This window comes from Nocardia sp. NPDC041819, from assembly GCF_055590505.1.
In genome coordinates, this window is sequence record NZ_JBVJAP010000002.1 from 594,724 (window position 1) to 616,676 (window position 21,953).

Genomic DNA, 21,953 nt, shown 5'->3' on the forward strand with positions numbered 1-21,953 from the left:
GACCTACTGCGGCAGGTTCAGCCGGTCGCGCGCCCAGTGCGGCACCATCGTGAGGTATTCGGGGCGGGTCTCGATGAAGTGGTGGACCGTCCGGCACATGGGCAGCGCGCCGAGCTTGTCGTCGCGGGTGCTGTTCAGCGCGGTCTCGACCAACAGCCGCGCATAGCCCTGGCCCTCGTAGGACGAGTAGATCTCGGTGTGCACGAACGCGCGCTCGGAAGCCGTGTCCTGGTATTCGGCGTAGCCGGCGATCGCACCGTCGACGTAGATCTCGAAGCGTTCCAGTGCGGTGTTGTTGCTGACCTCGGTCGACATGGCTCGACGCTACTCTGTGCGCCGGTGTCCGGATAAATCACACGCCCGACCGGGCGGAATCCCGCCACCGACTTGTCTGTCCCGGCGGGCCTGCGCAGAATGCTCTTGGTCGGGTCCGTCGTCGCGCGCGAGCGGGCAGGCTCGGGGAGGTACGAAAATGATGAGGACACCGCGGGTTTCGCGGGTCGCGGCCACCGTGGTCGCCGCAGGCCTGCTCGGGGGATCGATCGTCACCGGCGTCGCGGACGCCGCGCCGGGACTCGCCTTCGGCCGGTGTCCGGAGGGTGCGGTGCCCGCCGATCGGGGTGTGCGGTGTGCCGTCGTCAGCGTGCCGATGAATTACGCCGACCCGGATGGGCCCTCGATCGAGCTGACCGTCAGCCGGATCGCCGCCACGGGCGAGCGGGAAGGTGTCCTGTTCGCCAACCCCGGCGGTCCCGGCGCGGACGCGCTGGACTACTGGGCGCGCCGGGTGGAGGTATTCCCCGCCGGGCTCGCCGAGCACTACGACCGGATCGCCGTCCAGCCGCGCGGTCTGCGCTGGGCCACGCCACTGGAATGCGGCACGAGCACCAAGAACGAGCAGGGCCGGCAGGTCTCGCTCGGCGGCGGCAATCGCGACGAGATCAAGAAGGCCTGTGACGCGGCGCAGCCCGGTTACCTGGACGCCATCACCACCGAGAACACCGCCCGCGACATCGACGCCGTGCGCGCCGCGCTCGGGCTGAAGCGGATCGGTTACCTGGGCACGTCCTACGGCACCTACCTCGGCGCGGTGTACGCGGCGCTGTTCGGCGACCGGGTGGACCGGATGGTCCTGGACTCCAACGTCAACCCGGATTGGGTGTGGACCGAGGAGTTCGCCCAGCAGCAGGTCGCGGGCAAACAGCGCCTGGACGACTTGTTCGCCTGGATCGCCGAACACGACGACGAATACCACCTCGGCGATACCGCATTGCAGGTCTATCGCAACTGGGTCCGGTTGGCGGCGGCCCAGGGCGGCGGCTGGTACGCCAACCTGACCCCGCCGCCCGCGAGCGTCGGCGACCTGCCCGGCGCGCTGCCCGAGCCGCTGGCCGAGATCGCCAGGGATGGCTACACCGGCAGCGTCGAGCAGCTCGGCAAGCTGCAGAACCTGTTGCGCACCTTGGTCAGCGGCGGCGTCTCCGCGCAGGTGCCGTTGCTCGGCGCGACCACCGTGGCCACCTATACCCGCACCTTCTGGCCGGTCTTCGCCCGCGCGATGGCCGACGCCGCGGCCGATCCGGCGAACGTGCAGCGCCTGCGGGCCATCGAGGGCGCGACCTCGACCGACCCCACCGGGCGGTTCGTGTTCAGCGCGATCACCTGCAACGAGAACGCCGTGCCCGGCAGGCCGGAACTGCTCGGTGCCGCGGCAGGCACCATAGCCTCCGGCGGCAACGCCATGGACGCGCGCGCCGACCTGGTGCGCTCGGGAATGGCCTGTGGTTCCTGGAAACCCGTGACGAAGCCGGTGCCGATCACCGGTGCGGCGCTGCGCACCCCGCCGCTGGTGTTGCAGAGCCGTCACGACGCGCTGACCAAATACGAAGGCGGCCCGGCCATGGCCGCGGCGCTGAGCGGCACGCTGGTCGTCGTGGAGGGCGGCGACCACGGCACGTTCGGTCGCGGCAATCCGGCGGTGGACGAGGCCGTGCTCACCTACCTGCGCACCGGGAAGGTCGACATCACCCGGGCCGACCAAGCCCCGCTGCCCGCGAGCTGAACGTTGCCGTAGAGCGAGTTCGCCGACTCGCACCAGCGGTATGCGCGTTCTTATCCGGACGTTCCTGAGCGCACGGGCTTCGTGGGCGGAAGTGTCGCCGTGCGGCCGATCCGGTGGCGTCCGAGAATGTGGGGATGACATCCGCTGCGCGAGTGATCCTCGCTCCGGACAAGTTCAAGGGATCGCTGGCCGCGCCGGAGGTGGCGGCGGCCCTTGCGGCGGGATTGCGCCGGAGCGCGCCGGATGCCGAGATCCGGCAGGTGCCGGTCGCCGACGGGGGTGACGGCACGGTCGAGGCGTTCGTCGCGGCGGGTTGGACGCGGGTGGAGTTGACGGCGCCGGGGCCGACCGGGGTACCGCGCCGGACGGCCTATGCCCGGCACGGCAGGACCGCTGTTGTCGAACTGGCCGCCGTGGTCGGTCTGGCGGCCTTGCCAGGGGGACGGCCGGACCCGTTGGGCGCGAGCACATATGGGCTCGGCGTGGTCCTGGCGCATGCCATGGAGCACGGCGCGACCGAGATCGTGCTCGGCCTGGGCGGCAGTGCCTCCACCGACGGCGGCGCGGGCATGTTGCAGGCCCTCGGCGTCTACATCCTGGATACCGGCGGACGGGAATTGCCGCGCGGCGGAGCGGCTTTGGCCCACGCCGCACGGCTGGACCGCTCTGGCCTGCATCCCGGTGTCGTCGGTGCGTCCTTCACGCTGGCCTGCGACGTCGACAATCCGCTGCTCGGGCCGACCGGCGCCGCTGCGGTCTACGGGCCACAGAAGGGTGCCGGACCGGCCGAACTCGACGTCCTCGAATCGGCGCTCACCACCTGGGCCGAACTCGTGGGCCCCGAGTTCGCGCGGCTTCCCGGCGCGGGAGCGGCGGGCGGTACCGGTTTCGGTGCGCTCGCGGTACTGGACGCGCGGGTGCGCAGCGGCATCGAGGTCGTGCTCGAGTTGCTGGATTTTCCCGCCCTGCTCGCCACCGCCACCCTCGTGGTCACCGGTGAGGGATCGCTCGATCAGCAGAGCTTGCACGGCAAGGCGCCGGTCGGCGTCTGCGCGGCCGCTCGCAAGGCGGACGTCCCGGTGGTCGCCGTGGCGGGCCGCACGCTGCTCGCACCCGAGGAGATCCGGGCCGCGGGCTTCGCGGGCTGCTACGCGCTCGCCGATCTGGAACCCGACCCGGACCGCTCGATGGCGGAGGCGGCGGCACTGCTCGAACGGGTCGGCGAGCGGATCGCCGCCGAGTGGCTGGATTAGCTCGCCGATGCCGGAACGCCCGGTGCCGGTCGCTCCTTACCTCGGTGGGATCAGCTCGCCGACGCCAGGAGATTCGCGGACAGCTCGTGCCGGTGCCGGTCGCCCCACTCCTCGAGCGGACGCAGCGCGACGGCCAGCTCCTCGCCGAGCGGCGTGAGCGAGTACTCGACCCGCGGCGGGACCTCGGGATAGACCTCCCGGTGCACGACGCCACTGGACTCCAGGTGCCGCAGGTTCTCGGCGAGAACCTTCTCGCTGACCCCATCGAGCAGCCTGCGGATCTGGCCGAAGCGCTGCGGGCCGGTGCCGAGCACCCACATCAGGTGCATCTTCCACTTGCCGCCGACGACATCGATCGCGACCGTCATGCCACACACTTCGTGATCCGCGTCACTGCTCATGTCCATCGCGCTCCTCTGACCTCGTTTCGGACCTCGAGGTAAGCAACCGCACCTCGACGTTCGGTCTTCCCGACTCTACCTGCGGGAACGACCATGAATCCCGGCGCCGAAGCAAGTAACCGACGAGAACCGAAGGAACACATCATGTCCGAGCAGACCACCGCCCACGCAGTCTCCGTCGTCGGCCTCGGGCCGATGGGGCAGGCGATGGTCCGGGCCTTCCTGGACGCGGGCGTCGAGGTGACGGTGTGGAACCGCAGCCCCGAAAAGGTCGACGCCATGGTCGAACTCGGCGCGAAGCGCGCCGCGACCGTCGCCGACGCGCTCGACGCGAACGAGGTCACCGTGCTCAGCCTCACCCACTACGCGGCCATGTACGACGTGCTGGGCCAGGCGACCGGCCACCTGAAAGGCAAAGTGATCGCGAACCTGTCCTCCGATTCGCCGGAGAAGACGCGCGAGGGCGCGCAGTGGGTTCGCTCGCACGGCGCCCGATTCATCTCCGGCGGCGTCATGTCGGCGGGGGACAACATCACGCACCCGGCGTCCTACATCTTCTACAGCGGCCCGCGTGAGGTGTTCGACGCGCACGCCGAGTTGCTGCGACCGTTGAGCCCGCAGGAGTACCTCGGTGCGGACGACGGCCTCGCGCAGGTCTTTTACCAGGGACTCCTCACCATCTTCCATCCCTGGCTGCTCGCCTTCGACCAGGCCACCGCGATGATCGATCGCTCCGGCCACGACATCGCCGCGTTCGTCCCGTTCGCGATCCGCTCGGCCGCCGCGTTCCCGTACTTCATGGAGGAGTTCTCGGTCGCCAACCAGAACGGCGGCTGGGCCTCCCTGGCCAGTCTGAAGATGATGGACGCGGGCGCACAGCACGTCATCGACGCGAGTGAGGAAGTCGGCGTCGACGCCGTCCTCTCGCACACCGCCCAGGGGCTCTGGCGCAAGGCCGTAGCCGCGAGCGAGCAGGCCGGCAACCCCGTCTCCACCTACGCGCTCCTTCGCGGCGACGCCTGACCCGCGTACACCTGCGCCTCGCAGAGCCGTTTCGCGCATGCCCAGCCATGCGGAGACCTAATCGGCTCTGCGAGGCGTTTCCTGATCAGCGGCACGCAGTGGACCGCGCGAGGTCGAACTGCTCGCCATGCAACGACGCGCCGAAGCGCTGTGGGAGGGGCCTACTCGCGAAATGCCGTGCTCATGTGCCGTTGATCCAGGAACCTCGGGGCGGGCGGGGAGCCATGGAGAGCGGTGCTCTTGACTTGGGGGCACGTTCCGTGGAACACTTCTCTCTATAGAGAGCAGTGCTCACAACAAGGAGAAGTCATGGACCTCAGCACCCGCTACCTCGGCCCCGCCGGATTCGACGCGATCTTCAACCGGTTCGCCAACCTGCTGCCCAAGCTCGGCATCAGTGTGATGGGGTCGCGACTGCTCGCGGTGCGCGGGCGCAAGAGCGGGGAATGGCGCACCACGATGGTCAACCTGATGGTGCGGGAGGACGGTGAGCGCTTTCTCGTCGCGCCGCGCGGGCATACGCAGTGGGTGCGCAACCTGCGCGTGGCGGGCGGGGGCGAGTTGCGGCTCGGCCGCAAGGTGGAGACGTTCACCGCCACCGAGGTGGCCGATGCCGACAAGGTGCCGCTGCTGCGCCTCTACCTGCGGAAGTGGGGCTGGGAGGTCGGCAGGTTCTTCGAGGGCGTCACCAAGGACGCCACCGACGAGGAACTCGCCGCCATCGCGCCCGGATTCCCCGTCTTCCAGCTCCGGTGAGCTCAGGCCGAGCGGGCCAGGAATTCGATGGCGGCGGCGTAACCCTGGATGCCCATCCCCGCGACCACCGCGGTCGCGATGGGAGAGATGTAGGAGTGGTGCCGGAACTCCTCGCGCGCGTGCACATTGCTGATGTGCACCTCGACGATGGGGAGTTCCGGAATCACCAGCGCGTCTCGTAGCGCCACCGAGGTGTGGGTGAGCCCACCGGGATTGATCACGATGCCCGACTCGGCGCCGCGCGCCTGGTGGATGCGATCGATGAGGGCGCCTTCGGAGTTGGACTGGAAGGCGACGACATCCCGGTCGAATCTCGCCGCGGTCCGCCTGCACAACTCCACGACGTCCTCGAGCGTGGCCGATCCGTACACCTCCGGTTGCCTGGTGCCGAGCATGTTGAGGTTCGGGCCGTTCAGAACCAGGATCGGGCCCGGCGTCGCGGTCACAGCCATGCACGGCAAGATACCGCGCCGGACCACGCCGTTCGGACCGGACCCGACCGGCTACAACCCCTGCGGACCTTCCGAGCGCAGGTCGTCGACCTTGCGCATGGCTTCGCGCAGTTCCTCCAGCCACGCTTCCGCGTGCTGGCCCGCCAGCTTCACCGTCCAGGCCAGCGCGTCGGCGCGGGAACGGGCGACACCCGCGTCGACGAGAGTGTCGAGTACCTTGCGCTCCGGCTGGCGCAGCCGGGTCATGACGGGCACGGCCAGATGGGTGAACATGATCCGTTCCCCGTCCACCGACACGCCCCAGGCCACATTGCGCCGGTAGCGGTGCTGCGCCTCGTTCGCGATCTGCATGCGGGCGGGGCGGGTCGACTCGCGGAACCGGGCGACCGCGCCCTCCTTGGTCGCGCGCGGCACTTCTTCGGCCGGGGCGTCGGCGGTCTCCGGCGTCTTCTCCGGTTGCGGGATCGCCAGCTCGCCGATGACGACGATCTCGTCCCGATCGACCTCGATCACCGGCGGGCCGGTGAACCACTCACTTGGCAATCTTCCGGCGAACCAGTCGGGAACGTCCGACGGGTCCGGCAGGTCGGCTTGCTGCCAGCCGCCCGTTCGCCCGAAACCCCGGCCGCGGTGTGCGTTTCTCATGACGAGTCACCTACTTACTATGCTGCGGTGCTTTCACTGATTACAAGATTACGTCGCAAACGGGTCATCGGAGTTCCGCTGTACGCGAACGAGGGTCTGATTGCTTCGTTCCGCACCTTTCGGGGTATTTATTGATTCGAAACGTCGACCGCGGGGGCAACCGCGCGACTTTTCGGGAAGGCCGGTACGGTAGCGGCGCCGGTTGCCGCCGAGCGGCCGGGCGATGATCATGAAAGGCCCCCCGAGATGCAAGATCCCGGGGCACAATTGGGATGCTGAGCATGGGTAACGTCCTCGCTACGGAGGCATCGCGGTCTGGTCTTTTTCGGGTACGGTGGTCTTGTTACTGGAGTGACAAGAGTGAAGAGTGGGCGACATGGACGTGTGGGGATCCCGCCGCTTTCGTGTTCGCGGCGCAATGGCACTCATGGGGGTGGCGGCGCTCGCGCTCGGGATCGGGTCGTGCGGGATACACGAGAAGCAGAACGAAGCCGAAGCGGTCGTGGAGCGCTTCACGGATCTGCTCGACGATCAGGACTACACCAAGGCGGCAGACCTGACGTCGTACCCCACCGCGGCTACAGCAACCCTTAAGCAAATGTTTACCGGGTTGCAGGGCGCGAAGGTCGACTACCGCAAGACCCAGTTCATCGGTCTGGACGCGCAGTCCGCGATCTTCAGCATGGATGTCGAGTGGAACTTCGGCGAGCGGAAGACCTGGAACTACAGCCTCGAGGGCAATGTGCGCAAGCTGGCCATCGGCTGGCGGATCTCCTGGGAGCCCGCGGTCGTGATGCCGCAGCTCGCGCACAACCGAACGGTGCAGCTGGTGCGCACCTACCCGACGCCACCGCCCCGGGTCAACGACATCGCGGGCGCACCGCTGATGACCGAGCAGACCATCAACGTGGTCAAGCTCGATCCCGGCAAGATGCCCGACCCGGTCGCGTCGACCGACGCGCTCGCCAAGGCCATCGAGCCGGTCGCCCCGCTGATCACCGGTCCGTCACTGATGCAGCAGCTGGCCACCTCGCAGGGCAAGCCGATCGTCGCGGTGAACCTGCGCGAGGGTGACTTCGAGATCCTGGAACCGCGGATGGCGCCGATTCCCGGCGTGGTGCTGGAGAAGCAGCCGCGGCTGATCTCCGCCGACCGCCGGGTCTGGTCGCCGATGCTCGACGCGCTGCGCAAAGTGCAGCAGGAAAGCCAGGAGGCGCATTCCGGCTGGGGTGTCCAGCTGTTCGAACAGGACGGCCGGTTCATCACCCAGCTCGCCGGGCAGCAGGGCCCGCCGGGACCCGATATCGCGGGCACCATGGACCAGCGTTTGCAGCGCGCCGCCGAGGACGCGGTGGTCAGCGCGGCCACTCAGGCCTCGATCGTGGCGATCCAGCCGTCCACCGGGGCGGTGGTGGCGGCCGCGCAGAACAGCCAGGCCAGTGAGCACGGCTCGGTGGCATTCACCGGGTTGTATCCGGTGGGCGGCAACATGGAGCTGTTCCGGGCCGTCGCGGCCTCGGCGAAGGGGAAGGCGCCACAGGACGTCTCGGTACAGGACGCGGCAGAGGCGGCGACCGCGCTCGGTGTCGGCATCGACTTCAAGGTGCCCGGCCTCGATGAGGTGACCGGCCGTCTGGCCGTCGCGGGACGCAGCGCCGAGCAGGTACTGCAAGGCGGCGGTTCGGACGCCGTGCTTGCCAGCCCGTTCGGTATGGCCATCGCCGCGGCCGCGATCGTGCGGGGATCGGTGCCGCCGCCGATGATCGAGGCAGGCCGCCCGAGCACCACCGATGCCCCGCTCGACCCGCTGCCGCCGCAGACCGCCGACCGGCTGCGCGTCATGCTGCGCGACGCCACCAACGCGCCGGAGCTGGCCGGCGTGCGCCGCTACCGAGACGTCGACGCGTTCGCCGCGACCGCGGGCCCGGACGGGTGGCTGATCGGGGCGATGGGCGATCTGGTCTTCGCCGTCCACATCAACGATGTGGACAGCAAGGACGCGACCGCCCGGATGGCGGCCAGGATGTTGCAGGCACTGGCGACGCCGGAGCCGTGATCACCGCACGGCTTTGTACACCGCGCGCCAGCCGAGCAGGAACACCGCGAGCACCACGCCGGCCACCAGCACGAAGCTGACCGCCGTGCCCTGACCACCGACCACGCGCAGCAGCATTCCCCCGATCAGGGTGCAAGCCCAGATCACGACCCCGGCGGGCCACAGGGCGGTGATGCCGCCCGCGGCGGCGCGCCACCGGAGCGCCACGACGACGAGCCAGCCCGCGATCAGACCCGTCGCGAACGGCCACACGGTGCGCAGCAGGCCGGTGAGCACCGCCTCGTCGTGGCTGCGCCTGCCGATAGCGCAGAAGACGACGACGAGCAGCGCATCGACCACGAAGGGCAGCAGTTTCCTCACGCGGGCCAGCGTAACGGGGCTTCCGAAGACCAGCGCGCGGGCTGACCTGTCACAGCCGCCGCTGCTCGAATTCCTTCTCGAACTCGTCGTCGTCGGCCTCCCGGGTGCGGAACAGGAACCCGAACACGATCCAGCCGACGATCGCGACCAGGACGAAACTCACCATCCGATAGACGAACGCCGCGGCGACCGCCTGCGCGGCGGGCAGGCCCGCGGCGGCGGTGAGACCGTAGATCAGCGTCGCGTCGACGTAGACGATGCCGCCCGGCGCGAACGGGATGGACCCCACCGCTTTGCCCACGGCGAACGCGAGCAACAGACCGGCGATACGCGGATCGGCGCCCACCGCGTAACAGGCCGCGCCGAGGCAGGCCACGTCGGCGAAACGGTGCATCAGCGCCCAGAGCGCCACCAAGAGGCCGTCGCGCTTGCCGAGGTCAACCGATTCCAGTTGGCCGAGCACGTCCGCGATCTTGTCCGCCCCCTGCCCCGGTGGCCGTTTGCGCACCCGGTTGACCAGTGCGAGCAGCCTGCGTGCCAGCGCCTCGAGCGAACCGGGATCGCGCGATATGTGATTGCCCGCCCACACCAGCGCGACGACGGCGGCCAGCGAGAGAATCAGGTTCAGCGGACCCACTCGCCCGCCGGACAGCAGCGTGCCGCCGACCCCGAGCAGCGCCAGGCCCACTGCCGCGACCACGCCGGAGAACACCAGCTGCCACGAGGCGACGATCGGACTGGCGCCCCAGCGCCTGGTCTGCCGGTAGGTGAACGCGGTGGAGAACACCTGGCCCGCGGGCAAGGTCACCGACATCGCCGTCGCACCGTAGACCACCGCCACGGATTTCCGCTGACTCACCGCGACGCCGCCCGCGTTGAGCAGCTGCTTCTGCACTCGGGCGAAGCCGCTCATCGACACGGCCTGAAGCCAGATCGAGGCGGCCAGCCAACCCCAGTGGATCTCGGTGAGCTTGCGCCAGGACTCGTGCAGGCGCGGCCAGAGGTACACACCCTCGGCGATCAGCAGGGCCAGCAGGGCGGCGCCGAGCACCCACTTCAGCCAGCGGAATCTGCCACGGCGGGAACCCGCCGTGGGCGGCGGCGCAGGATTCCCTGCCAGTTCCCCGTCGGCCGTCACGCGGTCAGCCTAACGAACGCGCCGTTTCGGCATCGGTAGCGTCGGGCGCGTCGGCCTGTTCTCGTGGCCAGGCCAGCAGCGTTTTCCTGCGTCTGCCGCGCAGCTGCACCTCGTCGCCGGTTTCCCACTGGTCCTGCTCGCTTTCCTCGGCGAAATACAGCGCGCTACCCGAGGCCAGCGTTCGGCCGGGACGTTCTTTGGCCAGCTCGGTGAGCCGGGATGCCTCGTTGACCGGATCTCCGATCACCGTGTACTCGAAGCGGTTGGCCGCGCCGATGTTCCCCGCGACGGCCAGTCCGGCCGAGACACCGATACCGATGTCGAGGCCGGGGACTTCCCGGAGGGTTTCGCGCAGTTCGCGTGCGGCGGCGAGCGCGGCGGTCGGCGCGTCCGGGCGGTCCAGCGGCGCGCCGAAGATGGCCAGCGCCGCGTCGCCGACGAATTTGTTCACGAAGCCGTGGTGGCGGTGGATCACGTCGACCACGATGCGGAAGAACTCGTTGAGCAGGCTCACCACCTCGGTGGGCGGCCGCTCGGCCGCGGCGGCGGTGGAGCCGACCATGTCGACGAACAGCACCGCGACGAAGCGGGTCTCGCCGCCGAGTTCGGTGCCGTAGTCCAGCGCCCGCTGCGCCACCTCTTCGCCGACGTGCTGACCGAACAACTCCTGGAGCTGGCGGCGCTTGGCGGCCTCCTCCATCATCCGGTTGAAGCCCACCTGTAGCAGCCCGATCTCACTGCCGTCGAAGACCTCGACCTGCACGTCGCGCGCCCCGGCCTGCACCCGGTCGATGGCTTGGCTGAGCTGGCGCACCGGGTCGGAGATGCTCGAACCGGTGAGCATGGACAGCGCGAGCGCCTGCATGATCACCACGCCACACAGCAGCAGGATGGAGATGGCGAGTGACTGCGCGGAGAACTTCACCTCCGAGGAGATCTGGGTGACGCACAGCAGCACGATCGCGATGGTGGGCGCGAAGGTGCCCATGCCCCAGGTCATCGCCATCCTGGTACCGACGCCCGGGGTCAGGGTGTGGTCGAAGGTGCCCTCGGTCAGCGCCTGGGCCGCGACCGGGCGCAGAATGCGTTCGCCCAGCATGTAGGTGAAACCGAACACGATGGTCGCGGCCATGCACTCGGTGATGATGACCGCGCCTGCCAGCGCGGGAGTGTCCTTGATGATCAGCGTGGCCAGCACCGCGCCGCCGATCAGCCACAGCGCGAGATGCAGGATCGCCTGGCGCAGCGGTGCGTGCAGCGCGGCCATCTGCTCCTGGCGGCTCGGCGGCCCGCCACGCATCTGCCAGCGCATCACCGGGCGCAGCATCAGCGCGGAGGCGGCCATGCTGAGCAGGCCGCCCGCCACGAAGACGACGGCGGGGATCAGCAGGCCGGTGCGCCTGGCACCGGAGGGCTCGCCCTCGGGGACGGGTAGCCCGTACTGGATGAACGCCCACACCAGAACCGCGCCGAAAGCGTTCGCCAGCAGCATCGATGTCAGGTACAGCGGCCAGCGCGTTCGCATGGTCTGTTTGACCGCTTCCAGAGGCGCCGACACGGGGTCCAATCTAGCGTTTCGATCATCTCGGCATGTCCGCGGCGCTGCGCGGCGGTCGCGGCGCCGGTGATCGCGGACAGGGTGCGGCCGAGCCGATTAGGCGTACCTCCGCCTTCGCTCCGGCCATGCGCCGGCTTAAGACGGACTACGTCCGGCAGCAGACATTAGGCTCACGGAGGTGACCGACCCGAAGCCAAGTCCAGAGCGGAAAATCACGCTGTCACGGCACGCCGCGGAGACGGTGCACCCGATCGTCCGGGTGTCGGCGGAGTGGGGCTGGCGGCTGCTGGTGCTGTTCGCGCTGGCGATCGCGGCGGCGGCGATCGTGCAGAAACTGGCGACCGTGGTGATTCCGCTCGCCATCGGGCTGCTGGCGGCGGCTCTGCTCGCACCGCTGGTGGACTGGATGCAGCGCTTGGGCGTGCCGCGCGCGGTGGGCGTCTTCGTGGCGCTGGTCGGGTCGATCGGCGTGGTCGCGGGCATCATGACCTTCGTCGTCGAACAGTTCGTCGCCGGTGTGCCGGAGCTGTCGAACAAGTTCACCGACAGCATCCACCAGATCCAGGATTGGCTGATCAACGGCAGGCTGCACCTGAGCAACGAGCAGATCCGCAACGTGGGCGACGCCGCCGTCAAGGCGATCCAGTCCAATCAGGACAGCCTGACCAGCGGTGCGCTCACCACCGCCACCGTGATCGGCGAGCTGCTGACCGGCACCTTCCTGACGCTGTTCATCCTCATCTTCTTCCTCTACGGCGGCGATCAGATCTGGGAATTCGTCACCAGGATCGTGCCGACCGATCACCGCGAGCGCGTCCGCACCGCCGGGCAGCTCGGGTTCGGCACGCTGGTCGGATTCGTCCGCGCGACCGTGGTGGTCGCCGCGGTGGACGCCATCGGCATCGGCGCCGGACTGGCGATCCTCGGGGTGCCCTTGGCGCTCCCGCTGGCCTCGCTGGTGTTCATCGGCGCGTTCATCCCGATCATCGGCGCGTTCCTGGCCGGGTTCATCGCCGTGTTCATCGCGTTGGTGACCAAAGGCCTGGTCACCGCGCTGATCGTGCTCGGCATCATCATCGCGGTGATGCAGCTCGAGGGGCACGTGCTGCAACCGCTGCTGCTCGGGCGGGCGGTGAGCATCCATCCGCTGGCCGTGGTGCTGGCGATCACGGCGGGCGTGGTGATCGGCGGGATCGCGGGCGGTCTGCTCGCGGTGCCGTTCGTCGCGGTGATGAACACCGCGATCCGGTCGTTGCTCGAGGGTCCGGAGGAGTTGTACGAGGAACTACAGACCGGCGACGACCATCGCGGGCTGTATCAAGCCGAACCCGATCACCCCGATCCCGGCCGGTTCGACGTGGCCGCGACGCTGATGGAGGCGACCCGGAAGCGGGCGGAGGCGATGAAGGCGGCGCGGCAAAAGGTGGAATCCGATGACGGCGCGCAAGCCGGCGACGGCACGGCGCAGGCCTGAGCTGCGCTCGGCCGACGTGGCGACCACCCCGCTGTGGCGGGCCGCGCAGGCGCTGCGGCTGGTCACGCTGCTGTACGCGGTCGGACAGCAGATCGCCTCGGTGCCGTACTACACGAATCAGCGGTTGAGCTGGGTGCTCGTCGCCTTGATGGCGGTGTGGTCGGGTGCTTCGGCGATCATGTTGTCGCAGTGGCATTTTCCCGAGGTGGCCAGGCTGCGTGTCTGGGTGGTGATCGGCGACCACGTTGTCGTGATCGGGCTGATGGCCGCCACTCGCCTGGTCGCCGATTACGGCTGGTATCACGGACATCAGACGCTGCCGACCACGCTGTGGGCGACCAACGCCGTGATCGGGGCGGCGATCCTGCGTGGCCCGTTCGCCGGAGTGCTGTCCGGAGCACTGATCGCCGCGGTGGCACTGACGGTGCGCGACCAGTGGGGTGAGGACGTGTGGACGGACGCGACGGTGCCGGTGCTCGTCTCGGTGGGTCTGGCGCTCGGCTTGGCCGCCAACACCGCCCGCCGCGCCCAGGACCAGCTGGAACAAGCGGTGCGGCTGACCGCGGCGGCCGAGGAGCGCGAACGGCTCTCCCGCGAGGTGCACGACGGGGTGTTGCAAGTACTCAGCTACATCAAGCGCCGCGGCAGCGAGATCGGCGGGCCCACGGAGGAATTGGCGTTGCGAGCCGGTGAGCAGGAGGTGGCGCTGCGCGTGCTGATCACCGAGCAGGCCGATCACCGGGATGCGGGGGGCGCCGAGGTCGACCTGCGGCCCCTGCTGACCGCGCAATCCACCCCCGCGGTGTCGGTGTCCACGCCCGGCGAGCCGGTGCGGGTCGGCCGCTGGATGGCGAACGAGATCGCCTCGGCCGTGGCCACGGCGCTGTCCAATGTGGAACTGCACGCGGGGCCGGACGCGAGAGCCTATGTCCTCCTGGAGGACACCGGCGACGAACTGGTGATCAGTGTGCGCGACGATGGCGTCGGCATCCCGCCGGGCCGGCTGGCCGAGGCGGAAGCCGAAGGGCGCATGGGGGTCTCCCGATCGATCGTCGGCCGGATCGCGGCCCTCGGTGGCAGCGCGGACCTGCTCACCGAGATCGACGGCGGGGTCGGGTTCGGCACCGAATGGGAATTCCGGGTGCCCAGATGAGCGACGACGGGAGGCGCGGATGACGGACCAGGCGGCCGAGTCCATCTCGGTGATGGTGGTGGACGACCACCCGATGTGGCGCGACGGCGTCTCCCGTGATCTCACCGAGGCGGGATTCCAGGTGACGGCCACGGCCGACGGTGTCGCCGCGGCGGGCAGGCGCGCCGCCGCGGTGCGCCCGGACGTGGTGCTGATGGACATGCAACTGCCCGACGGCAACGGGGCGCAGGCCACCGCCGAGGTGCTGCGGGTGTCGCCGCAGAGCCGGGTGCTGGTGCTCTCGGCCTCGGCCGAGCGCGACGACGTACTCGACGCGATCAAGGCGGGCGCCTCGGGCTACCTGGTCAAAAGCGCGTCGGCGGCCGAGCTCGTCGACGCCGTGCGCGCCACCGCGGCCGGTCAAGCGGTATTCACTCCCGGGCTGGCCGGGCTGGTGCTCGGCGAATACCGGCGGATGGCCACCGCGCCCGCGCAACCGGACGAGCCACACCGGCCCGCGCTCACCGAGCGGGAGACCGAGGTGCTGCGGATGGTGGCGAAAGGGTTGTCCGCCAAGCAGATAGCGACGCGGCTCGGACTGAGCCATCGCACCGTGGAGAACCACGTGCAGGCGACGCTGCGCAAATTGCAGCTGGCGAACCGGGTGGAGTTGACCCGCTACGCCATCGAACAGGGGCTCGAGTAGGCCCGGCGCTCCCCCGAATCAGGGATCGCCCTGATGCGGAGGTGGCCGCGCGCTCGGTAACCTCGATCACATGGGTGGGCCCGAATCGGTATCGAAGGCGGTCGGCTCCGGCGGCGCGGTGGGCGACCGGGAACTGCGCGTGTCGGACGCCGAGCGGGAACACGTCGGTCAACTGTTGCAGCGCGCCGTGGGCCTCGGCATGCTCTCGCTCGGCGAGTTCACCGAGCGGATGGACACGGCTCTGGCCGCCAGGACGCGCGGCGAGTTGAACGCCGTCCTCATCGATCTGCCCGGTGTGCGCCTGGTCGGGCAGCCCGCCGCGGCGCCGTCGACGTTCGTGAACACCTCGCCCGCGTTCGCCAGGCAGGCCCCCGGCTCGAATGCCACGGGCAACGTGATCCGTTCGCGGTTGTCCGGGGTGAACCGCCGCGGCTCGTGGCAGGTGCCGCCCACGCTGCATCTGAACAACTGGCTGTCCGGGGTCACCTTGGACTTCACCGCCGCGATCATGTCGACCCAGGTGGTCGAACTGCGTGTCGACGACTTCTTCGGCTCGATCACCCTGATCGTGCCCGCGGAGGCCACCGTCGACCTGAACGGTCTGGAGCTGATCGGGTCCAGCGTGAACAACAAGGTCCGCACCGGCCCACCGATCGGCCCGCTGCACCTGGTGGTGCACGGCAAACTGCGATTCGGATCGGTCACCGCGAAGCATCCGTTCATCGCGCAGTGGCGGCGGTTGATGGGTCGCTGAGCGGCCGGGTCAGTGGGTCGCGGGCGCCATGGCCAGCGTCGGGTAGTCGGTATAGCCCTCCGCGCCGCCCACGTACATGAGGTGCGCGTCGCGGACCGGGTTCAGCGGCGCTCCCGCGCGGAATCGCTCGACCAGGTCGGGGTTGGCCAGGAAGGAACGGCCCAGGGAGATCAGGTCGGCGCCGCCGGCGAGCAGGCGCCGCGCGGCTTGCCCGCCGCCGTCCTCGGGCAGGGGAACGCCCCAGCCCAGGTTCGGGTTGGCGATCAAGATGCCCGCCCACAGCGAACGAATCCGCTGGAACAGCGGCTGATCGGGGTCGGCGAAGACGTAATGCAAGTAGGCGAGGCCGCTTTCCGCCAGTGCCGAGACCAACGCGGGATAGATATCGTCGGTGTCGCCCTCGTCGATGCCGTTGACCGAGACTCCGGGAGAGATTCGCACACCTACGCGCTCGGCGCCGATCGCGTCCGCGACCGCTTCGACCACTTCACGGGTGAAACGGATGCGGTTGGCCACCGACCCGCCGTAGGAGTCGGTGCGCTGATTGGTGTTCTGCGCCAGGAATTGGTGCAGCAGATAACCGTTCGCGCTGTGCATCTCGACCCCCGCGAATCCGGCCGCGATGGCGTTGCGGGCGGCGGACACGAAATCGGCGATGGTGGTTTCGATGTCGGCGGTGGACATCTCCAGCGGGACAACTGCGTCTTGCGCGCCGCTGGGTGTGTGAATCGGTTCGGGCAGCGCGATCGGCGAGGGCGCGATCGGCGACAGCCCGCTGTTGTCCGGGTGACCGACGCGGCCGCCGTGCTGTAGTTGCAGGAACATGCGCCCGCCCGCGGCCGCGACAGCGCCGGTCACCGCGCGCCAGCCCGCGATGTGTCGTTCGGTATAGATCCCGGGGATGTCGGCGTAGGTCTGCCCGACCCGGTTCGGCGTGGTCGCCTCGGCGATGATCAAGCCCGCGCTCGCGCGTTGTGCGTAGTAGGTCGCCATGAGCGGGGACGGCGTGCCGTCGGACGCGGCGCGGTTGCGGGTCATCGGTGCCATCACGAGGCGGTTCGGCAGTGCGAGGGAGCCGATGGCCGCGGGCTGGAAGAGGGCGGGAGCCGCTGTGTTCGTCATGGTAGTACGGTAAAACTTGACACCGATGTGAGATTCAAGCCGGAACGGGAAAAGGCAGGTGGCGGATGCGAATCGGGGAACTCGCGGAGCGGACCGGCGTGAGTGAGCGGTCGCTGCGCTACTACGAGCAGCAAGGCATGCTGGCCTCCGATCGCACACCCGGCGGTCATCGCGACTATCCGGAGCGGGCGGTGGACCGGGTAATCCACATTCAGGAGCTGCTCGCGGCCGGACTCACCAGCAAGAAGATCTCGCGGATCCTGCCCTGCATGCGCGACGCGGACGGCGGTCCCAACGAGTACGCCACGCCCGCGCTGGTCGACGAGCTGCGGACGGAGCGGGAGCGGATCACCCGCACCATCAACGATCTCGTGCGCTCGCGCGAGGTGCTGGACGAGGTGATCGAACGGGCCGGTGAACGGGCGGCGACCTAGGTGTTGACCCCGACCCGGCGGGCGAACGCGCGCAGCGGCACTTTCCGGTCGTGGTCGAGCAGTTCGGACACGATATGACGCGGCAGGGTCTGGTATTTCAGCCAGTCCGCGCCGCCCACCCGTTCCGCGGTGAGCAAGGCGTCCAGCGCGCGCCGGTGCTGCCCGGTGCGCGTCAGCGCGACCGCCGTGTCGGCGAGGTGCCGGGCCCGCGACGCCTGCGGGAGGCTGCCGTTGACAGGCATGTTCTTGGCCGCGGCCAGTGCCTCCGGGTAGCGCTCGGAGGAGACGTTGACATCGACCGTCTGCATGACGACCTGTGAGGGGCCGAAATAGGTCTCGTAGTCCTGCCGGTCCACGCCGATCCGCATGGCGACTTCGCTCGCGGCCTCGACCAGGGACAACGCGTCTTGCACATCCTGCGCCCGGCCCGCGGCGGTCGCGCCCTGCAACACCAGCGAGCCGTAGGCGGACAGGTGCGTCGGCGTGACGTCGCCGGAGGGCTCGAGGGTCGCGGCCGCGTTGAGCGCGACGCCGCGCGATTCGTCGTAGCGGCCCTGCACCAGCAACTGCCAGGCCACCGAACCGCGGATGGTGGCCAGCAGCAGGGGGTCGTTGCCCAGCTCGGCGGCGGTGAGCGCCTGCCGGATCGCCAGGAACGCCGGATCGGTTTGGCCGAGATGTACCAGCGTGCAGCCGGTCACCCAGTACATCCGGGCCAGCAATTCGTTGGCAGGCGCGACCGAACCGTTGCGCGCGGCGTGCACGGTGGCGCGGAGCTGGGTCAATCCGGGCGGGAGGATCGAGGTCAGCAGTTCGTAGCGGCCCGACCAGTAGGCGCCCCAGGCGTAGTCGACCGCCCGACGGCCGTCGTCGAGGCTGACCGCCGCCTCCTCCTTGGTCTCGCCGAGCAGGTCGTCGACCGGTGTCAAGGCGCGGCGGATCGCCACGATGCCCGCGTCCGGATCGGTAGACGGCACACCTTGGCGCTTGCCGATCAGATCGGCGATATCCACGTCCAGGGCACGCGCTATCTTCTGCAAGCTGGCGATGGAGGCGGTCTGGCGGCCGCCCTGCTCGAGCTTGCGCACCAGATCCACGCTGACTCCCGCCTGGTCGGCGAGTTGACGCTGGGTGAGCGCCTTGCCGCGGAACTGGCGGATCCGAACTCCGATCGACGATTCGTCCATACCCAAGTCCTTTGTTAAATCTGGGTTTCAGAGTACGACGCTATGTTATCTGGGACTACCGAAGTGGGACATTGCGTACGACTCGTTCGCCGCTGGTTGGAATACCGTTGCCTTTCTGCAACTTTGACTGCAAAGGGCGGCGGCGATGAAAACCATGCCGAATACCACCGTGCAGGCCGGGCGCGCCGATCCCGCGCCGTGGCCTGGTGCACAGACCACCCGACCGGTGCGCAGCGCTCTTCCCGCGAATCCCAGCACAGGGATGCGCGACCAGCGCGGGTTGCTATCTCGAAAGTCCACCGTTATGACCGAATTCGGCTTCTGTGATGCGGAGTAGGGCGATGTTCGAGAGCTGTCACACTCCGCATGAGGTCGCGCATCTGCTGCGGCATACCTACGGGCTGCCGGTCCAGCTTCTGGCCGGACGCCCGATCATCACCACCGGATCCATCATCGGGGCGATCGTCATGCCGCCGGAACTGGGCCGGAAAGCGCTGGCCCAGTTGGACCGCAACCACACCGCGCCCGTGATCGCCGACCCCGGCGAACGCACCTGGACCTTCCTCGTCACGCCCCCGAGCCCAGCTCGGCCGGTCGAAGTCCCGGTTCGCCGCTGCCTCGCCGGTCACGGCGTCACCGTGGTCCCTGGCGGTCGCATCATCCTGCTGCCCAGCTCCGACACGGCCCTCGGCTGGCACTGGGCGGGCGAACCGGCGCCGGGCGTCCTGCGCATGCCACCGCGCGCCGCGGTGATCGATGCCGTGCACGAGGCCATCGGCTCGCGCGCCTACTGACCACCTGGCGTGACCGGTCCGTATCCGACAGCCCCGGGTGCGGGCCGGTCGGGTAGAACCCGGCTGTCTACCAGGGGTAACTACTCATGCCCGCGCACGTCGCGGAAATCAGCATGAGAGTCATGACTACCTCCATCGATCCGGCGCTGCTCGCGCGGCTCTCCGGCGAGTTCACCACGTTGGGGACGCAGCTGGGCGTGCTCGGCCAGGATCTGCGTCTGCTGCACGAGCAGGTCGCCGCGGATACGGGCGGCGTTCGGGGGGATACCGGCCGATCCGATACGCCGGGCGGTCTCGTCGCCGGAGAGGCTCGCGGGTCTGCGGCTGACACGTCGGGTACGTCCGTGACCGGAGACGCTCGCGGGTGGACGGCCGGTACGCGGGGTGAGTCCGTGGCCGGGGGGACGCCCGGGTGGTCAGCCGACGCGCCCGGTGCGCACGGGGAAAGGGGAGCGCGGCGGTCGACTGCTGACGCGCCGGGTGGGGCCGTGGCCGGAGACGCCGGTGGGTCGGTGGGGGATTCGCCGGTAATGCCAGTGGACGGGTTGTCGGCCGACTCGCGGGGTGTGCGCGTGACCGGAGACGCTCGCAAGTGGACGGCTGACGCGCCCGGTGGATCCGCGGCAGGGGGAGCCCGCGGTCGGACGGCCGACGACGCGAGTGCTCCGGTTCCAAGAAGTTCCATACCGGCCGGGACGGATGACCAGGCGTCCGCCGTGCCCGGTCACACGGCAGCCGATGCGGGCCCGTCGTCCGGTACGGCTCATACGCCCGCCGGTGGTGGGTTCCCGGGACCGGAGCGCGCTCCGTCCGGCGCAGTGCCATTCGGGACGCCGCCGTGGCCGGGCCATTCGCCGACGACCGGTATGCCGGTTCCCCCTCCGCAGCCCCCCTACGCTCCGCGTTTCACTCCGCCGCCCGGTGGCGCGTGGGGTGCTGCTCCGTGGCCGCCGAACGCACACGGTCCGATGCCGCCTCGGCCGCCTGTCCCACCGCGCGCGAAGCCGCCGGTGCCGCACACCCCGTGGTGGCAGCGCGACGGGGTGATCAGCCGGATCCTCGCGCTGGCCGGTGTCGCGGTGACGCTGATCGGCGTCGCGATGCTGCTGGTATTGGCCGCGCAGGCGGGGTTCTTCGGGCCGGTGCCGAGGGTTGTCGCCGGAGCGGCTTTCTCGGCCGCGCTGGTGGGTACCGGCGTGCGCGTCTTCGGGCGGTCCGGCGGGCGGGTCGGCGGTATCGCGTTGGCGGCCACCGGTATCGCGGGTGCTTACCTCGATGTCGTCGCCCTGACCGCCGTCTACCACTGGCTGCATCCGGTGCTCGGGCTCGCCGTCGCCTTCGGTGTCGCCGCCGCGGGCGTCGGGCTGGCGATGCAGTGGCGTTCGCAGCCTTTCGCTGTGCTGGTGGTGCTCGCCGCGGCGGCGCTGTCCCCGGTTCTGACCACGCGGCTGGTCCTGCTCGCGTTCTTGATCGTGTTGCAACTGGCCTGCGTGCCGGTGCAATTGACGCGGAACTGGCCGTATCTGCACGTGGCACGGACTTTGCCGGCTGTATTGGCGACGTTCACGTTCGTCGCGGGGGCGATCCTCGGTACGCCCGCGGCCGAAGAGCGCACCTGGGTGCTCGTCGCCGCGGTGGCGGTCGCGCTGGTCGGGGTCGGCGGGACGCTCGTCGTCGTCCGGCATCGGGCCGCCGATGTCACCGCCTCGCTGACGATGGCGGCGGCGCTCGCGCCGATCCTGGTGGCTCCGGGGATGTTCGAGGAACGGTTCGTCACGGCATCGGTGGCCTCGATCGCCGCCGCAGTGCTTCTGCTCGTCGCGGCGGTGACAATGGTGCCGAAACTCAACGCCTACCTGCGGATTCCGGGACACACCGCGCTCGTGGCCGCTGTCGCGGGCTCGATCGCCTTGCTCGAGGCGTGCGTCGGTGCGACCGGGCCGCGAACGCTCCCCACGGCGCTGCTCCTGGTGGCGCTGACCTTTCTGGGCGTAGCCGGCCAGCGGAGATCACGTCCGGCGGCGGGTCTCGGCACGGCGTTCGCGGTGCTCGGCGGCTTCGCACTGCTGAATGTCGCGAGCCCGGAAATCCTCGCCGCACAGCATCGTTCGGAAGCGGAGCTGGGCATGGCGACGGTGCTCGGCGCGGTACTAGCCCTGGGCGTGGTCGCGGTGGCCCTGTGGTGCGCGCGGCGGGCGCCCGGCCCGGCCGCGGGCACCGAGTGGCAATGGATCACCGCCAGCGTCGCCGGCCTGTACGCCGTCACCGCGACGACGGTCTCCATCGGCGTCGCCACCCGGACGCCGAACGGCTTCCTCGTCGGCCACAGCGCCGCGACCATCCTCTGGATGGCAGCCGCGACCGCCGCCCTCCTGTTCGGCTTGCGCAGGCTCGCCACCGCACCCGCCGTAGCCAAACTCGCCCTGGGCTCAGGACTGTTGGTCACGGCAGCCGCACTGGCCAAACTCTTCCTCTTCGACCTGGCCACCCTGGACGGCCTGGTCCGCGTCGCCGCCTTCCTGGTCGTCGGCATCCTGCTGCTCCTGGCCGGAACGCGCTACGCCCGCGCTTTCGCCGATGCGAAAACCGTCAACCCCGAGGAAACGCCCGTCGACTGAGCCACCTCCGGTGCGCAGCCCTGCTGCC

21 protein-coding genes are annotated in these 21,953 nt (G+C 69.6%); 12 read left to right on the top strand and 9 right to left on the bottom strand.

The window, feature by feature from the left end:
* Positions 1-3: 3 nt before the first annotated feature.
* Positions 4-315: a GNAT family N-acetyltransferase gene (locus ACZ6DL_RS09475; RefSeq protein ID WP_040871100.1), complete on the bottom strand. Its 312-nt coding sequence runs from the start codon at positions 313-315 to the stop codon at positions 4-6.
* A 160-nt stretch (positions 316-475) separates the two neighbouring features.
* On the opposite strand from ACZ6DL_RS09475, the gene ACZ6DL_RS09480 reads away from it, so the two are divergent.
* Both ACZ6DL_RS09480 and ACZ6DL_RS09485 read left to right on the top strand, forming a co-directional pair.
* Positions 476-2,062, top strand: coding sequence for an alpha/beta hydrolase (locus tag ACZ6DL_RS09480; protein WP_466050107.1), 1,587 nt, complete (start codon positions 476-478; stop codon positions 2,060-2,062).
* Between the two features lie 134 nt (positions 2,063-2,196).
* On the top strand, positions 2,197-3,315 hold the full coding sequence (locus ACZ6DL_RS09485; RefSeq protein WP_466050108.1) for a glycerate kinase: 1,119 nt from the start codon (positions 2,197-2,199) through the stop codon (positions 3,313-3,315).
* A 50-nt stretch (positions 3,316-3,365) separates the two neighbouring features.
* On the opposite strand, the gene ACZ6DL_RS09490 is transcribed toward ACZ6DL_RS09485, so the two are convergent.
* Positions 3,366-3,722 carry a winged helix-turn-helix transcriptional regulator gene (locus ACZ6DL_RS09490; protein ID WP_357123400.1) on the bottom strand — a complete coding sequence of 119 codons (357 nt, stop codon included), beginning with the start codon at positions 3,720-3,722 and terminating at the stop codon, positions 3,366-3,368.
* A gap of 138 nt (positions 3,723-3,860) precedes the next feature.
* Between ACZ6DL_RS09490 and ACZ6DL_RS09495 the strand changes: the two genes are divergently transcribed.
* Both ACZ6DL_RS09495 and ACZ6DL_RS09500 read left to right on the top strand, forming a co-directional pair.
* Positions 3,861-4,739 carry an NAD(P)-dependent oxidoreductase gene (locus ACZ6DL_RS09495; RefSeq protein ID WP_466050109.1) on the top strand — a complete coding sequence of 293 codons (879 nt, stop codon included), beginning with the start codon at positions 3,861-3,863 and terminating at the stop codon, positions 4,737-4,739.
* A 309-nt stretch (positions 4,740-5,048) separates the two neighbouring features.
* The gene (locus ACZ6DL_RS09500; RefSeq protein ID WP_062973086.1) at positions 5,049-5,495 is read left to right on the top strand and encodes a nitroreductase family deazaflavin-dependent oxidoreductase; all 447 of its coding nucleotides are present in this window, start codon (positions 5,049-5,051) and stop codon (positions 5,493-5,495) included.
* A gap of 2 nt (positions 5,496-5,497) precedes the next feature.
* On the opposite strand, the gene aroQ is transcribed toward ACZ6DL_RS09500, so the two are convergent.
* On the bottom strand, positions 5,498-5,947 hold the full coding sequence (aroQ, locus tag ACZ6DL_RS09505; RefSeq protein ID WP_466050110.1) for a type II 3-dehydroquinate dehydratase: 450 nt from the start codon (positions 5,945-5,947) through the stop codon (positions 5,498-5,500).
* 51 nt (positions 5,948-5,998) lie between these two features.
* Positions 5,999-6,592, bottom strand: a complete 594-nt coding sequence (locus ACZ6DL_RS09510) for a hypothetical protein (protein WP_466050111.1) — start codon at positions 6,590-6,592, stop codon at positions 5,999-6,001.
* A 376-nt stretch (positions 6,593-6,968) separates the two neighbouring features.
* Here ACZ6DL_RS09510 and ACZ6DL_RS09515 point away from each other — a divergent pair, with 376 nt between their 5' ends.
* Positions 6,969-8,648, top strand: a complete 1,680-nt coding sequence (locus ACZ6DL_RS09515; RefSeq protein ID WP_466050112.1) for an NTF2-like N-terminal transpeptidase domain-containing protein — start codon at positions 6,969-6,971, stop codon at positions 8,646-8,648.
* Here ACZ6DL_RS09515 and ACZ6DL_RS09520 read toward each other — a convergent pair whose 3' ends face one another.
* Genes ACZ6DL_RS09520 through ACZ6DL_RS09530 form a run of 3 tightly spaced genes read right to left on the bottom strand, consistent with a single transcriptional unit; the run spans position 8,649 to position 11,671 of the window.
* Positions 8,649-9,008: a DUF3054 domain-containing protein gene (locus tag ACZ6DL_RS09520; RefSeq protein ID WP_466050113.1), complete on the bottom strand. Its 360-nt coding sequence runs from the start codon at positions 9,006-9,008 to the stop codon at positions 8,649-8,651.
* A gap of 49 nt (positions 9,009-9,057) precedes the next feature.
* Entirely contained in the window at positions 9,058-10,146 is a 1,089-nt protein-coding gene (locus tag ACZ6DL_RS09525; RefSeq protein WP_466050114.1) for a lysylphosphatidylglycerol synthase transmembrane domain-containing protein, read from the bottom strand.
* 4 nt (positions 10,147-10,150) lie between these two features.
* Complete coding sequence (locus ACZ6DL_RS09530) at positions 10,151-11,671, bottom strand: adenylate/guanylate cyclase domain-containing protein (protein ID WP_393233135.1); 1,521 nt, start codon at positions 11,669-11,671, stop codon at positions 10,151-10,153.
* A 211-nt stretch (positions 11,672-11,882) separates the two neighbouring features.
* On the opposite strand from ACZ6DL_RS09530, the gene ACZ6DL_RS09535 reads away from it, so the two are divergent.
* From ACZ6DL_RS09535 to ACZ6DL_RS09550, 4 genes are all read left to right on the top strand, one after another.
* A complete protein-coding gene (locus ACZ6DL_RS09535; protein WP_466050115.1) occupies positions 11,883-13,178 on the top strand; it encodes an AI-2E family transporter in 1,296 nt (431 codons plus the stop codon).
* Positions 13,138-14,331 (top strand): MacS family sensor histidine kinase, encoded by a 1,194-nt coding sequence (gene macS, locus ACZ6DL_RS09540; RefSeq protein WP_466050116.1) that lies wholly within the window; start codon positions 13,138-13,140, stop codon positions 14,329-14,331. The genes ACZ6DL_RS09535 and macS overlap by 41 nt, the downstream gene beginning before the upstream one ends.
* 19 nt (positions 14,332-14,350) lie before the next feature.
* On the top strand, positions 14,351-15,016 hold the full coding sequence (locus ACZ6DL_RS09545; RefSeq protein WP_040871077.1) for a response regulator: 666 nt from the start codon (positions 14,351-14,353) through the stop codon (positions 15,014-15,016).
* A gap of 118 nt (positions 15,017-15,134) precedes the next feature.
* Positions 15,135-15,770 (top strand): DUF1707 SHOCT-like domain-containing protein, encoded by a 636-nt coding sequence (locus ACZ6DL_RS09550; protein WP_466050497.1) that lies wholly within the window; start codon positions 15,135-15,137, stop codon positions 15,768-15,770.
* A 9-nt stretch (positions 15,771-15,779) separates the two neighbouring features.
* Here ACZ6DL_RS09550 and ACZ6DL_RS09555 read toward each other — a convergent pair whose 3' ends face one another.
* Complete coding sequence (locus ACZ6DL_RS09555; protein WP_466050117.1) at positions 15,780-16,892, bottom strand: alkene reductase; 1,113 nt, start codon at positions 16,890-16,892, stop codon at positions 15,780-15,782.
* A gap of 65 nt (positions 16,893-16,957) precedes the next feature.
* Here ACZ6DL_RS09555 and ACZ6DL_RS09560 point away from each other — a divergent pair, with 65 nt between their 5' ends.
* Positions 16,958-17,326, top strand: a complete 369-nt coding sequence (locus ACZ6DL_RS09560; protein WP_040871073.1) for a MerR family transcriptional regulator — start codon at positions 16,958-16,960, stop codon at positions 17,324-17,326.
* Here ACZ6DL_RS09560 and ACZ6DL_RS09565 read toward each other — a convergent pair.
* Positions 17,323-18,513 (bottom strand): helix-turn-helix domain-containing protein, encoded by a 1,191-nt coding sequence (locus ACZ6DL_RS09565; protein WP_391461411.1) that lies wholly within the window; start codon positions 18,511-18,513, stop codon positions 17,323-17,325. The genes ACZ6DL_RS09560 and ACZ6DL_RS09565 overlap by 4 nt on opposite strands.
* 341 nt (positions 18,514-18,854) lie before the next feature.
* Here ACZ6DL_RS09565 and ACZ6DL_RS09570 point away from each other — a divergent pair, with 341 nt between their 5' ends.
* Positions 18,855-19,307 (top strand): hypothetical protein, encoded by a 453-nt coding sequence (locus ACZ6DL_RS09570; RefSeq protein ID WP_466050118.1) that lies wholly within the window; start codon positions 18,855-18,857, stop codon positions 19,305-19,307.
* Positions 19,308-20,317: 1,010 nt separating this feature from the next.
* Positions 20,318-21,925 carry a DUF2339 domain-containing protein gene (locus ACZ6DL_RS09575; protein WP_466050119.1) on the top strand — a complete coding sequence of 536 codons (1,608 nt, stop codon included), beginning with the start codon at positions 20,318-20,320 and terminating at the stop codon, positions 21,923-21,925.
* The last annotated feature ends 28 nt before the right edge of the window (positions 21,926-21,953 follow it).